Below are 13,574 nucleotides of genomic sequence, written 5' to 3'. Positions count from 1 at the left end.
GCCGCCGAGGCCGCCGAGGCCGTCGGGGCCGCCGGGGCCGGCGCCACGGTGGCGCGCGACGGCCACCGCGTCCCAGTACCGGTCGACGGGACCGAGCGAACGGGCATCGCCGTAGACCGCGTCCTCGCGGATGACCTCGCCCACGAGGTCCCGCCCGAGCACGGCGCCGGCGGCGTGCATCCCCGACAGCATCGATCCGGTGGTCCCGGTTCCCCAGCGGGTGCTGGTGCCGGCCAGGAACAGGCCGCCCACGGCCGTCCTCGTTCCCGGCCTGGTGGGACCGTACTGGGTGGGCGTGACGCCCAGGCCGAAGCAGGCGCCGTTCGTGTTGCGGGCGTACCGGGTCTGGGTGGCCGGGCTGGCCGCCTCGCTCCAGACCGTCTTGGCGCGGGCGCCGGGATAGACCTGCTCGATGCGATCGAGCATGGCGCCGGTCATCCGCTCCTTCATCTCCCGATAGATCGGGGAGTCGCGGTAGCCGTGTCCCTCCGGATCGGAGGCGTCGACGTCCCAGAGGTCGGGACTCGAGGGGACCATGGTCATCACCTCGAAGGAGGTGTGGCCCGCGGGCGCGGTCCGCGGGTTCTCGGGGTCGCGGATCGTGGCGGAGTGGATGAACCCGGGCATCGAGTCGCTGAACGCGTCGAGCCACGTGTCGCGGTCGCCCTGGAAGCCGTTGCGCATCATCCTCGTGCCGAAGGCGCCGAGCTTGGCGAGGCTCGTCGCGGGCTCCCAGGACGGGATGGCGAAGAAGTTGGAGTTCGGCGTGCCGCGCAGGTCGAGCTCGATGCCGACGTAGGTGTTAAACAAGGGCTGGCCCATGGTCAGGGCGCGGGCCCGCAGCGCAGCTCGTCGGGGGAGGTTCTCGGTGCCCACCAGGTCGAGGAGCGTGTGCTTGATGTCGGCGTCCGAGACCACCGCGCCGCTGCGGAGCTCCTCGCCGCCCTCGAGCCGGACGCCGACGGCACGACCGCCCTCGATGAGGATCCGCTCGACGGTGCTGTCGGTGCGCACCTCGCCACCGTGGGCGGTGAGGAACTGGAGCAGGGTGGAGGAGAGCACCTGGCCTCCGCCTCGCGGATACCAGCCGCCCGTCGTGCCGATCGCCTTGCCGACGTACGCCGCGTGCCAGCCGAAGGCGGCGACGACGGGATCGGTGCAGTAGGCGCCGGCCTGCGAGGAGAGGGCGAACACCGCCCGGGGGCTGAAGCCGCACGCCGCCAGCACGCCGGCCAGCGGCGCCACGATCAGCGGCGCCGCGAGACCCGCCGCGGCGAACCGCCTCGTCGTGCCGAAGTCGGGGTGGGTGCGCTCGCCCGCCGGGCCGACCTTCCGGAGCAGCCTCACGTAGCGATCGACCGCCCGCTCCTCGCCGGGAAACGCCTGCGCCAGGTTGTCGCGGTAGTGGTCCCACCCGACCGGCGTGCGCAGCTCGAAGTCGGGGCCCACGATGGTGTCCCAGCCCTCGGGATCCAGCTGCAGGAACTCGACCCGGTCCGCGAGTCCGAGGCCTCCGAGGATCCGCGGCATGAGGCCGCCCGGCCCGCAGTCCTCGATGTAGTGGACCCCCACCTCGAACTCCCACCTCCCGCGCCGCCGGAACATGTGGGTCGAACCGCCCACCATGGCGTAGCGCTCCAGCACGAGCACCCGCTGGCCGTTGGCCGCGAGGTACGCGGCGGTGCTCATGCCGCCGAGGCCGGCGCCGATGACGATCGTGTCGAACTGGGCCACGGCGGCCCTCCTGTCTGTCAGATGGTGTGCCGGGTCCGGGGCGCTGCTGGTCATGCGCGCCTGGGCCGGAGGCCCTCGAGCCCGTTGTGGAGCAGGTACTGGCCGACGTTGATCGCCGGGTGCCGATCCGGGGCCGGCTCCCTGCCGTTGCCCATCCGCCACATCTGGACGCTGTAGTAGGTGAGCTCGGTGAGGTTGTCGAGCAGCCGGATGCCACTCCGGTGCGGGACGACGACGCTCTCCTGGGCACGGCCCGCGAGCAGCTCGGCGGGGAAGTCCGGCTGCACGCACAGGGGGCGGCCCAGACCGACGAGGTCGATCGATCCGGACTCGAGCGCCTCCACCATGCCGCCGGCGGTGCGGAACCCTCCGGTGAGCATGAGGGGCAGCTCGGGCAGCGCGGCACGGACGCGCTCGGCGTACGCCATGAAGTAGGCCTCGCGCCGGCGCGTGCTCTCCTTCAGGGACTCGTCCACGCCGAGCATGGCCGAGCTCGTGTACGTTCCGCCCGAGACCTCGAGCAGGTCGATGCCCTCCTCGGCGAGCTTGTGGACGACCTCGAGCGACTCGGCCTCCGCGAAGCCGCCCTTCTGGAAGTCGGCCGAGTTGAGCTTGATGCCGACCGGGACGTCGGCGCCCACCTCGGCCCGGATGGCCCGCACGACCTCCAGCACGAAGCGATGCCGCCGCTCGGGGGTCCCGCCCCACTCGTCGGAGCGCTGGTTCGACAGCGGGGAGAGGAACTGGCTGACGAGGTAGCCGTGGGCGCCGTGGATCTGGATGCCGTCGAAGCCGGCCTCGACGACGATCCTCGCCGTGTTCGCGAAGCGGCCGATGATGTCCCTCACCTCGCCACCGCTCAGCGCGCGCGGGGTGGCGAAGAGCCTCGCGGCGCCGGGAAGCGGAATCGCGGACGGCGCCACCGGGTGGGTGCCGACGGTGCGCGGGATCTGCCGGCCGGGGTGGTTGATCTGGACCCAGACCTTCGAGCCCCCCGCCTTGGCGGTCGCTGCCCAGCGCGCCAGGTCGTCGAGGTGGCGGCGATCCTCGACCACGACGTTGCCGGGCTCGCCCGTCTGGGTCCGGTCCACCATCACGTTGCCCGTGATCGACAGGCCGACGCCACAGTCCGCCCACCTGCGGTAGAGGTTGTCGATCCTGCTGCCGGGCGAGAAGTCCCGCCGGCCCAGGCCCTCGCTGAGAGCCGCCTTCGCCAGCCGGTTGGGGATCACGAAGCCGTTGGGCAGCGTGAGCGGCCGCGCCAGGGCGGCGAGGCCCACTCCGGCGCCGACGGCGCTCATCGGTGGATCAGGCAGGTCGTCGTGCCGTGCGCCACCAGCCGGCCCTGCTCGTCGCGGACCTCGCCCCGAGCGGTCGCGGTGCGCCCACCGACGTGGATCGTCGTGCCGACCGCCGCCAGACGCACGCCGGAGGTCGGCACGGTCCTGGTGTAGTTCACCTTGATCTCGAGCGTCGAGTAGCCCTCCCCCGCCGCGAGCGTGGTGTGGACCGCGCACCCCATCACGGAGTCGAGCAGCGTCGCGCAGATGCCACCGTGGACGTCGCCCATCGGATTGGCGAAGTCCGGCTGGGTGACGGCGCTGAGCTCGAAGCGTCCCTCCTCGACCACGCCGACCTCCATCCCCAGCAGCCGGCCGATGCCGGGGAGCTGGCCGATGAAGGGGGCGCCGGCCCGGAGCAGCTCGAGGCCGCTCAGGGCGGCGGGGCTCGGCGGCTGCGATGCGTTGGTAGACTGCATGGTCTACATACAAGCATGAGGTAGATCGATCGGTCTACCTTCCTGTCGGGTCCGAGGGGGACGAATGTCTGCCAGTCCGCGCCAGCGCCTGATCGCGGCCGCCATCGAGCTCGTCCGTGAGCACGGCGTCGAGGGGACCGGGCTCGCCGACCTCCTCGAGCGGGGCGCGAGCGCTCGGCGGTCGATCTACCAGAACTTCCCCGGCGGCAAGTCCGAGCTGATCGCCGTCTCCACGCAGGCCGCCGGCCGCTGGATGCAGAGGAGGATCCGCGAGCTCGGCACGGCCATGGGCGCCTCGGCGACGGTGGTGGAGCTGGTGCAGCAGACGGCCGCCGATCTGGTCCGCTCCGACTTCAGGCTGGGCTGCCCGATCATGGCCGCGGCGGCCTCGGCCGACGCCGAGACCGTCCGGGTCGCGGCGGTGGACGTCTTCGCCCTGTGGGTCGACGAGATCGCGCCGCTGCTCGCACGCGACGGTCGCTCGCCCGAGGAGGCGCGGTCGCTGGCGAGCTTCGTCGTCAGCTCCGTCGAGGGCGCGCTGGCCCGGGCCCGGGCCACCCGGTCGACGACGCCGCTCGAGGAAGCGTCGACGTACCTCGTGCGACTGATCGCCGACTGAGGGCTACTCCCACTCGATGGTGCCGGGGGGCTTGGAGGTGATGTCGACGGTGACGCGGTTGATCTCGCGGACCTCGTTGGTGATGCGGGTGGAGATCCGCTCGAGGAGGTCGTAGGGCAGGCGGGCCCAGTCGGCGGTCATGGCGTCCTCGGAGGTGACCGGGCGCAGGACGACGGGGTGGCCGTAGGTCCGGCCGTCGCCCTGGACGCCGACCGAGCGGACGTCCGCCAGGAGCACGACCGGCATCTGCCAGATGTCGCGGTCGAGGCCCGCGCGGGAGAGCTCCTCGCGGGCGATGGCGTCCGCCTCGCGGAGGATGTCGAGGCGCTCGCGGGTGACCTCGCCGATGATCCGGATCCCGAGGCCCGGGCCCGGGAAGGGCTGGCGCTGGACGATCACGTCGGGCAGGCCGAGCTGGGCGCCGACGGCGCGGACCTCGTCCTTGAAGAGCTCGCGCAGCGGCTCGACGAGCTCGAACTCGAGGTCGTCGGGCAGGCCGCCGACGTTGTGGTGGCTCTTGATGTTGGAGGTGCCGGCGCCGCCGCCGGACTCCACGACGTCGGGGTAGAGCGTGCCCTGCACGAGGAAGGCGATCTTCTCCCCCTCACCTGAGGCGCCCGTGGCGTCGGGGTCGTCGCCTAGGATCTCGACCTGCGCCTGCTCGAAGGTCCGGATGAACTCCCGGCCGATGATCTTCCGCTTGGTCTCCGGATCGGTGACCCCGGCCAGCGCGTCGAGGAACTGCTTCTCGGCGTCGACGACCTTCAGGTCGGCGCCGGTGGCGGCGACGAAGTCGCGCTCGATCTGCTCGGTCTCGTCCTTGCGCATCAGGCCGTGGTCGACGTAGACGCAGGTCAGCCGGTCGCCGATGGCCTTCTGCACGATCGCGCCGGCGACCGCGGAGTCGACGCCGCCCGACAACGCGCAGATCGCGTGGCCGCGCTCGCCGATCTGCTCCTTCACCCGCGCGATCTGCTCCTCGGCGATGTTGCCGATGGTCCAGGTCTGCCGGCAGGCGGCGATGTCCCACAGGAAGTGCTCGAGCACCCGCTGGCCGTGCTCGGTGTGCAGCACCTCGGGGTGCCACTGGACGCCGGCCATGCCCGCCTCGACGTTCTCGAAGGCGGCCACGGGCGTGCCCTGCGTGGAGGCGAGCACGGCGAAGCCCTCAGGTGCCTGCGAGACCGAGTCGCCGTGCGACATCCACACGTTGTGCAGGGCCGGCAGGCCCTTCAGCAGTACGCCGGCGGACCCCACGCTCACGGGCGTGCGGCCGTACTCCCGGTAGCCGTTGTTGTCGACCGTGCCGCCGAGGCCCTGCGCCATGAGCTGGAAGCCGTAGCACATCCCGAAGACCGGAGTCCCGGCGTGGAAGAGGGCGGCGTCGATGCTGGGGGCGCCCTCGGCGTACACGGAGCTCGGGCCACCGGAGAGGATGATCGCCCGCGGCCTGCGCTCGAGCATCTCGGCCACCGGCGTCGTGTGGGGGACGATCTCGGAGTAGACCTTCGCCTCGCGCACGCGGCGCGCGATCAGCTGGGCGTACTGGGCGCCGAAGTCGACGACGAGGACCAGGTCGTGCTCGGCGGGGGCATCCGTCATGCCGGAATCCTATCGGCCCGGCCGGTCCGCGCCCCTCGCCCGGGCAAATGTCGAGAGCCCGGCCGGGAGGGAGGGTTGGCCGGGCTCTCAGGGGTCGTTGTGACCGCCTCGACCCGGACATCTGAGGGAGGGAGCAAGTCCCGGGTCTGATGGCTCAACGAGATGCTGTGACCCCGGTTACGCCGGCGATGGAGAATTCTCGGAAGTTTTTTCCGCCCCCTCCGGAGCCGCCGCATGGCGCCCCACGGTGACCTCGACGATGGGCAGCCGGAGGGCGCCGGAGGCCGCCTCGGGGACCGACGGACGCACCGGAGCGACCGCCGGGATGCGGGCGTAGGCCTCTCCCACGGCGGGCCGCTGGTCGGCCTCGCCCTTGTTCGGCCAGAAGCTCATCGCCCGCTCCGCCTGGGCGGTGATCGTCAGCGAGGGGTTGACGCCGAGGTTGGCCGAGACGGCGGAGCCGTCGACGACATGGAGCCCCTCGTAGCCGTAGAGGCGCTGATAGGGGTCGATGACGCCCGTCTCCGGGGAGTCGCCGATCGCGCAGCCGCCGATGAAGTGGGCCGTCATCGGGACGTTGAACGGCTCGCCGATGGTGCCGCCGGCGTACCCCTCCTCGCCGTTGCTGCTCATCGCCTTGGCCATCAGGCGTGCGCCCTCGTTGGCGGCGGGGATCCAGGTCGGGTTGGGCGCGCCGTGGCCCTGCCGGGAGGAGAGCCGCCAGCCGAGCGGGGTCTTCTTCGGGAAGACCGTGATGGAGTTGTCGAGCGCCTGCATGACGAGCAGCACGATCATGCGCTCGGACCAGTGCTTGACGTCGTACAGCTTGCGGAGGTTGGCGCGCTGGCTCCACATCTCCTTCAGCCAGCGCCGCTTGCGTCCGGGGCCGCCGTCGGTGAGCACGGTCTGCAGGAAGCTCATCGCGTTGGAGCCGTGGCCGTAGCGGACCGGCTCGAAGTGCGTCGTGGCGTCGGGGTGGATCGAGGAGGTGATCGCGACGCCCTCGCTGTAGTCGACGGCCAGGTCGGGGGCGATCGCGCCGAGGATGGCCTCGGAGTTGGTGCGGGTGAGCTCGCCCAGACGGTCGGAGATCGCGGGCAGGTCACCGGTCGCCTTGAGCCGGTGCAGCAGCTTCTGGGTGCCGATCGCGGCGGCCGAGAAGATCACCTGGTCGGCGGTGAAGACCTTCTCGGCCTGGCCTCCGCGACGCAGCTTCGCCTTGGTCCAGCGGGCCCGGACCTCGTACCCGCCGCCGTCGGCCGCCGGGCGCGGGATCACGCGCGTGACGGTGGTGAGCGGGTGGATCGCGGCGCCGTTCTTCTCCGCGAGGTGGAGGTAGTTCTTCACCAGCGTGTTCTTGGCGTTGTGCCGGCAGCCGACCATGCACTCGCCGCACTGGGTGCAGGTGTGCCGGGCGGGACCCTCGCCGCCGAAGAAGGGGTCGGCCACCTTGGTGCCCGGGGTCTGCCCCGGGTCGCCGAAGAAGACGCCCACGGGCGCCGCGTGGAAGGTGTCGCCGACGCCCATGTCGTCGGCGACCGCCTGCATCACCTTGTCGGCCGGGGTGAGGAAGGGGTTCACGACCACGCCGAGCATCCGCTTCGCCTGGTCGTAGTACGGCGCCAGCTCGGACTTCCAGTCCGTGATGTGGCTCCACGACGGGTCCTCGTAGAACGGGTCGAGGGGCTCGTAGAGCGTGTTGGCGTAGACCAGCGAGCCACCGCCGACGCCCGCTCCGGCCAGGATGATGACGTCCTTGACCATGTCGATGCGCTGGATGCCGTAGCAGCCGATGGCGGGGTTGAAGAGGAACTTCCTCAGGTCCCACGAGGTGTCGGCGAAGTCGTCGTCGGCGAGCCGGGCACCGGCCTCCAGGACGCCGACCTTGTAGCCCTTCTCGGTCAGGCGCAGCGCCGAGACGGAGCCGCCGAAGCCCGAGCCGACGATGAGGACGTCGTAGTGCTGCGTCGCCGGCATCTCAGGCGCGTCCCGTCTTCTTGAGGGCCTTGAGGCTCACCGTCATCACCTTCGCCCACGTCTCGTCGCTCATCCCGAACATCGGCTCGATGTTGGCCAGCCGCTCGGTCGCCACGGTCTGCGACTCGGTGTAGCGCAGGATGCCCTCGCGGCCCTGGCGCCGGCCCATCCCGGACTCGCGCATCCCGCCCATCGGCGCGGCGAGGCTGGCGAAGCTGGCGGCGAAGGACTCGTTGACGTTGACCGAGCCGGCCTTGATCTGGCGGGCGATGCGACGGCCGCGCGCGGTGTCGCGGGTCCACACGCTGGCGTTGAGGCCGTACTCCCCCTGGTTGGCGCGCGCGACGGCGTCGGCCTCGTCGGTGAAGCGGTAGACGCTCACCACGGGCCCGAAGGTCTCGTGGGCGAAGACGTCCATCTCGGGGGTGACCTGCTCGAGGATCGTGGGCTCGAAGAAGTACGGCGCCAGGTCGGTGCGGGCGACGCCGCCGGTGCGCAGCCGGGCGCCCTTGGCCACGGCGTCCTCGACGTGCGCGGTCGCGTTGTCGACCTGCTGCTGGCTGATGAGGGAGCCCATGTCGATCTCCCACTCCAGTCCGGCGCCCAGCGCCATCGCCTGGACGCGGGAGGTGAAGCGCTCCATGAACCGGTCGTAGATCGCGTCGGCGACGTAGAGCCGCTCGATCGAGACGCAGAGCTGGCCGCTGTTGGAGTAGACGGCGCGGACGGCGCCCTCGACGGCACGGTCGAGGTCGGCGTCGGCGAGCACGAGCATCGGGTTCTTGCCGCCGAGCTCCAGCGAGCAGCCGATGAGCCGCTCGGCGCAGCCCTGGGCCACCCGCTTGCCGGTGGCGGTCGAGCCGGTGAAGCAGATGTAGTCGGCCTTGGCGATGATACTGGGCCCGGCGACCGACCCCTCCCCCGCGACGACGGTCCACAGGTCCTTCGGCAGGCCCGCCTGCTCGAGGAGCTCGGCGCCCAGGAGGGCGGTGAGCATCGTCTGCGCGTCGGGCTTGGTCACGACGGCGTTGCCTGCGGCGATGGCGGCGAGGCCGTCGCACAGGGCGAGGGTGAAGGGGTAGTTCCAGGGCGAGATGATGCCGACGACGCCCTTGGGCACGTGGTTGATCTCGACGCGGGTGAGCACCGGGAACACCCCGGGCGTGCGCTCGGTCCTCAGGTGGTCGCCGAGCGTGCGGCCGTAGTAGCGCGCCGTCAGCGCGATGTGGAGCGGCTCGTCGAAGGCGTGCTTCCGGGCCTTGCCCGACTCCAGCACGATGAGGTCCATGATCTCGGCCTGACGCTCGAGCACGAGGTCGTGCAGGCGCAGCAGGAGCGCCTGCCGGGTCTTGAACGGCGTACGCGCCCAGGACTCCTGCGCGCGCCGGGCGCGGGCGAAGGCCTCGACGATGTCCGCCTCGCTGGACTGCGGGATGTGCGCCAGCGTCGCGCCGCTGATCGGCGAGCGCACCTCGCTGGTCTCGCCGGAGGTCGCGAGGATGCGGGCCGTCAGGCGGTCGACGTAGTCGGGCTCGAGGGCGAGGACCGCCGCCGGGTCGTGCTCAGGATCGCGCGGACCCTCGTCGGAGCCTGCTGAGAGATGCGTGGTCGGCTGCTGGTCGCTCATATACCCACAGTATGTGTCCTGGGCCACTCCCGCCAGGGGAAAGCGCGACGCGGTGTCACAGAACCCGGAAGACCACCCGGATCAGAGTGCCGTTCGTCCGCAGGCGAAGGACATGGCGGCCCGGGCGCAGCCGCTTCGCCAGCCGGATCCGGACGACGGTGCCCCGGCGCGCGACCCCCGTGGCGATGCGGCGTCCGTCGAGACGGATGCGGAGGTTCCGGGCCGGGCGCCCGGCCAGCTCGACCCGCAGCACCCGCCGGCTCTGGCCGACCAGCACCGACGGCGCACTCGGCGACGCGGTCGTCGTGGTCCCGGTGCCGGCCATGGTCGTCGGTGGGGTCGGTGTTGCGGTCGGCGTTGCGGTCGGCGTGGGCGCCGGGTCGCCGGCCGGCGCGAGCGGATCGGTGTCGGTCAGGAATCGGGTGCGCAGCGCCGCGACGGTCGCGTCGCTGAGCCCGAGACCGTTCCGCACGAAGTCGTCCCAACTGAGCCAGTCCAGCGACACCGCCTGGAACCACCCCTCGAGCCACTCGCGCTGGACGGAGCCGGCCCCGCGATAGGCGTTGGAAGCCTCGAAGTCGTCGAGCACCGTCTCCCGGTCCACGCCGAGGATGGTGAGCAGGATGGCATCGAGCACGCCGGTGCGGTCCTTGCCGGCGCTGCAGTGGAAGATCACGGTGGTCGAGGCGTCGGCGAGGGTGGTGATCGCGTCCCGGAAGGCCATCAGGGAGCCGGCGTAGCAGGCTTCCAGGAGGTAGCCCTCGGCGGTGAAGATGTCCTCGGGGTCGCCCTCGGCGAGGGTGGCGTTCCCGATGGTGAGCAGGGAGACCGGGGTGCCGGGCGCCAGGCAGTGCGCCGTGGACAGCAGGTCGGTGAGTTGCGCGGAGTCGAGCCCCGGCGGGATGCCCGTGATGTCGGACTCCTGGTAGGCGATGTCCGACGGCTGGTTGTCGGGCGCCTCCGACTTCTCCTCGGTGTTGCGCAGGTCGATGATCTGATTCACCCCGCGGTCGCGGAGAACCTGCCACTCCTCGGAGGTCAGGCCGCCCAGCCGACCCGACCGGTAGGCGACGCCGGTGCGGACCCAGCGACCGTCCGCCGTCGGGTAGCCGCCGACGTCGCGCGCGTTGGGCGCGTGCTCGAGACCGAGGGAGCGCCCCTCCCACTGGATGGCGGCATTGTCGGGCGCGACCTGGCTCGCGTCGAACGCCTCCGCTCGATCCGAGTCGACGAGCACCATCCCCGCGAACGCGACGAGGAGGGTGGCGACGATGGGGCCGAATCGCCGACGGTCGCGGGTGTACGACGCAGACATGCCCGTTCAACGAGCCGTGACGGCCGGCGGCGATGAACGTCCCGTGAACACGCGCCGGCCAGAATGCGCCGTACTCCACTCAGCCGTACTCAGCTCAGACGAGGTCGGTGACCTCGAGGCGGGCGCGGTCGGCCTCGGCGTCGGTCACCATCGACTGGCTCAGCCGCTCCGCCTCGGTGCGGTGCATCCACCACGAGACCTGCTTGTCGATCTCGTCCTGGTCCCAGCCGAGCTCGCCGGCCATGAGCCGGGCGACCGAGGGGGCGGCGGTGACGCCGCGGTCGAACGTCTCGATCGAGATGCGCGTACGCCGGGACAGCACGTCGTCGAGATGGCGGGCGCCCTCGTGGCTGACCGCGTAGACGACCTCGGCGGCGAGGTAGTCGTCGGCGCCCTCGAGCGGCAGCGCGAGCTGACGGCGGGACGCGATCAGGTCGAGCACCTCGTCGACGAGGCCGCCGTAGCGGCCGAGCAGGTGGTCGATCCTGCCGACGTGGAGGCCGGAGCGCCGGGCGAGCAGGACGCGCTGGTTGGAGCGCGTCTCGTAGCCGTCGGCGCCCAGCAGGCGGACCCGGTCGGTGATCGACTCGCGCGGCTCGGGACCGAGCGTGCGCAGGGTGTGGGCGGCGGCGTCCACGGCGTCCTTCGCCATCACTCGGTAGGTCGTCAGCTTGCCGCCGGCGATCATCACCAGTCCCGGGACGGGGGTGACGACGGTGTGCTCGCGGGAGAGCTTCGCGGTCTGCTCGGACTCGCCGACGAGCAGCGGCCGGAGCCCGGCCCAGACGCCCTCGACGTCCTCGTGGTCGAGCGGCTCCTTGAGGATCGCGTTGACGTGGGCGAGCACGTAGTCGATGTCGGTCCTCGTGGCCGCCGGGTGGGCGAGGTCGAGGTCCCACGGGGTGTCGGTGGTGCCGATGATCCAGTGCCGGCCCCAGGGGATGACGAAGAGGACCGACTTCTCGGTGCGGACGATGAACCCGGAGTCCGAGCGGATCCGGTCGCGCGGGACGACGATGTGGACGCCCTTGGACGCCTGCACGTGCAGGGCGCCGCGGCCGCCGACCATCTCCTGGATCTCGTCGGTCCAGACCCCGGCCGCGTTGACCACGACCCGGGCGCGGATCTGCAGCTCGGCCGAGTCCGGGTGCTCGAGGTCCACGGCCCGGACGCCGACGACGCGGTCGCCCTCGCGCAGGAAGCCGGTGACCCGGACGCGGGTCGCGATGTGGGCGCCGTGGCGGGCGGCCGTGCGGGCGATCGTCATGACGAGGCGGGCGTCGTCCACCTGGGCGTCGTAGTACTGGATCGCCCCGGTGATCTGGTCGGTCCGGAAGTCCGGCGCGATCCGCGAGACGCCCTTGCGGGTGAGGTGGCGGTGCCGGGGCATCCCCATCCCGCCGGTGCCGCTCAGGAGGGGGCCGAGCGTCGCCATGCCGTCGTACAGCATCAGGCCCGAGCCGACGTAGGGACGCTCCCAGATCCGGTGGGTCAGGGGGTAGAGGAAGGGCACCGGCCGGACGAGGTGGGGGGCGAGCCGGGTGAGCAGCAGGCCGCGCTCCTCGAGCGCCTCCTTGACCAGCGCGAAGTCGAGCATCTCGAGGTAGCGCAGCCCGCCGTGGACGAGCTTGCTGGAGCGCGAGGAGGTGCCTGAGGCGAGGTCGCGCTGCTCGACCAGCCCGGTGGAGAGGCCACGGGTCACCGCGTCCAGGGCGACGCCGGCGCCGACCACTCCCCCGCCGACGACGAGCACGTCGAGCTCGGACTCCCCCGACAGGCCGACCATCGCGGAGAGGGCCGCATCGCGGTCCTCGGGGCTCAGAGCACCGGGGGAGGCCATGACCCGATCATGGCAAAGAGCCGTGACGAGCGTGTGAACGTCCTTACGATTCCCCCATGGCGACCAGCCGCGTGACCACGCTCCGGGGCGTGACCGACGAGCGCGACGGGCACGGTGGCCACGACGGCACGGCACGAGCGCGTTCGGCGGCGCTCCGCGACGACCTGGTCGACCGCAGCCCGCAGGACGCCGTCGCGACCGTGGTGGCGGGCGGGCCGGCGTACGTCGCCGCGCTGCTGGGACGCGACTGGATGACGGTCGTCGACCACGTCCGGCGCGGGGAGTCGGTGGCCGCGGGCGTCGCCTGGCGCGCGGCCTACGCGCTCCAGCACCTGGGCCACTCCGGGGACGCCGCCGCCGTGCTCCGCGAGGCCGACCTCGCCGGCGCCTCCGAGGCGGACCGCTCCCGGCTGGCCGGCGTCGACGCCTCGATCCGGTGGACCCACGGCGACGAGGCGGGATGCCGGGCGCGGACGGAGGAGGCCCTCGGACGCGCCAAGGTGGCGGCCGACGAGAGCGCGGAGGGCGCCGCGTGGGTGGTCCAGGCGCTGCTCGCCGCCAGCACGGGCGACCGCGACGCCAACCTGCGCTGCTACCAGCGCGGCCTGCTGCTCGCCGAGCGGGCCGGCGACCTGCTCACGGTCGAGCGGATCCGCAACAACCTCGGCGCCCGCGAGCTCGAGGAGGGCCGGTACGCCGAGGCCCTGGACGAGCTGCACCGCGGCCTGGAGGTCAACGAGCGCACCGGACATCTCTCCGGCCTGGCGGTGCTGCGGCACAACGTCGCCGAGGCGCTCTTCGGGCTCGGGCGTCTCGACGAGGCGCTGATCGAGTGCGACGCGGCACGCGACCTGTGGACGGCGATCGAGGCGCCGAGTGCGGGGGTGTCGTGGCACCTGCGCGGACAGATCCAGACCGCGCGCGGGAACTCCGCGCAGGCGGCGATGTCCTATCGCCACTCCGCCGCGCTGGCCGCCGCCGAGGGGGACGTGCAGACCCAGGCGATGGCGCTCGTCGGCCATGCGGCGGCCTGCGCCGGCAGCGACATCGCCGAGGCGATCGCCCTCGCCGAGCGGGCGCTGGCGCTGCCCACGCCCGTCG

The 13,574-nt window shown here is 72.1% G+C and carries 10 protein-coding genes; 2 read left to right on the top strand and 8 right to left on the bottom strand.

The window, feature by feature from the left end; translation table 11 throughout:
• From QM572_RS16565 to QM572_RS16555, 3 genes are all read right to left on the bottom strand, one after another.
• Positions 1-1,734, bottom strand: a 1,734-nt coding sequence (locus QM572_RS16565) for a phytoene desaturase family protein (protein ID WP_415095075.1), incomplete at its 3' end; no start/stop codon positions are given.
• A gap of 50 nt (positions 1,735-1,784) precedes the next feature.
• Positions 1,785-3,035, bottom strand: a complete 1,251-nt coding sequence (locus QM572_RS16560) for an NADH:flavin oxidoreductase/NADH oxidase family protein (RefSeq protein WP_415095074.1) — start codon at positions 3,033-3,035, stop codon at positions 1,785-1,787.
• Positions 3,032-3,493, bottom strand: coding sequence for a PaaI family thioesterase (locus tag QM572_RS16555; protein ID WP_415095073.1), 462 nt, complete (start codon positions 3,491-3,493; stop codon positions 3,032-3,034). Before QM572_RS16555 ends, QM572_RS16560 begins: the two co-directional genes overlap by 4 nt.
• A 64-nt stretch (positions 3,494-3,557) precedes the next feature.
• Between QM572_RS16555 and QM572_RS16550 the strand changes: the two genes are divergently transcribed.
• Positions 3,558-4,112: a TetR/AcrR family transcriptional regulator gene (locus QM572_RS16550; protein WP_415095072.1), complete on the top strand. Its 555-nt coding sequence runs from the start codon at positions 3,558-3,560 to the stop codon at positions 4,110-4,112.
• A gap of 3 nt (positions 4,113-4,115) precedes the next feature.
• On the opposite strand, the gene guaA is transcribed toward QM572_RS16550, so the two are convergent.
• The 5 genes from guaA to QM572_RS16525 form a co-directional block, all read right to left on the bottom strand.
• Positions 4,116-5,714 (bottom strand): glutamine-hydrolyzing GMP synthase, encoded by a 1,599-nt coding sequence (guaA, locus tag QM572_RS16545; RefSeq protein ID WP_415095071.1) that lies wholly within the window; start codon positions 5,712-5,714, stop codon positions 4,116-4,118.
• Between the two features lie 177 nt (positions 5,715-5,891).
• The gene (locus tag QM572_RS16540; protein ID WP_415095070.1) at positions 5,892-7,691 is read right to left on the bottom strand and encodes a GMC oxidoreductase; all 1,800 of its coding nucleotides are present in this window, start codon (positions 7,689-7,691) and stop codon (positions 5,892-5,894) included.
• 1 nt (position 7,692) lies between these two features.
• Complete coding sequence (locus tag QM572_RS16535; RefSeq protein WP_415095069.1) at positions 7,693-9,318, bottom strand: succinic semialdehyde dehydrogenase; 1,626 nt, start codon at positions 9,316-9,318, stop codon at positions 7,693-7,695.
• Positions 9,319-9,373: 55 nt separating this feature from the next.
• Positions 9,374-10,633, bottom strand: coding sequence for a tyrosine-protein phosphatase (locus QM572_RS16530; RefSeq protein ID WP_415095068.1), 1,260 nt, complete (start codon positions 10,631-10,633; stop codon positions 9,374-9,376).
• A 94-nt stretch (positions 10,634-10,727) separates the two neighbouring features.
• Complete coding sequence (locus tag QM572_RS16525) at positions 10,728-12,473, bottom strand: glycerol-3-phosphate dehydrogenase/oxidase (protein ID WP_415095067.1); 1,746 nt, start codon at positions 12,471-12,473, stop codon at positions 10,728-10,730.
• Between the two features lie 56 nt (positions 12,474-12,529).
• Here QM572_RS16525 and QM572_RS16520 point away from each other — a divergent pair.
• On the top strand, positions 12,530-13,574 hold a 1,045-nt coding region (locus QM572_RS16520), incomplete at its 3' end, for a hypothetical protein (RefSeq protein WP_415095066.1).

Source organism: Nocardioides sp., assembly GCF_047607365.1.
Taxonomy (GTDB): domain Bacteria; phylum Actinomycetota; class Actinomycetes; order Propionibacteriales; family Nocardioidaceae; genus Nocardioides.
The sequence above is the reverse complement of the archived record's forward strand: the minus strand, read 5'-3'. Positions and strand labels throughout refer to the sequence as shown.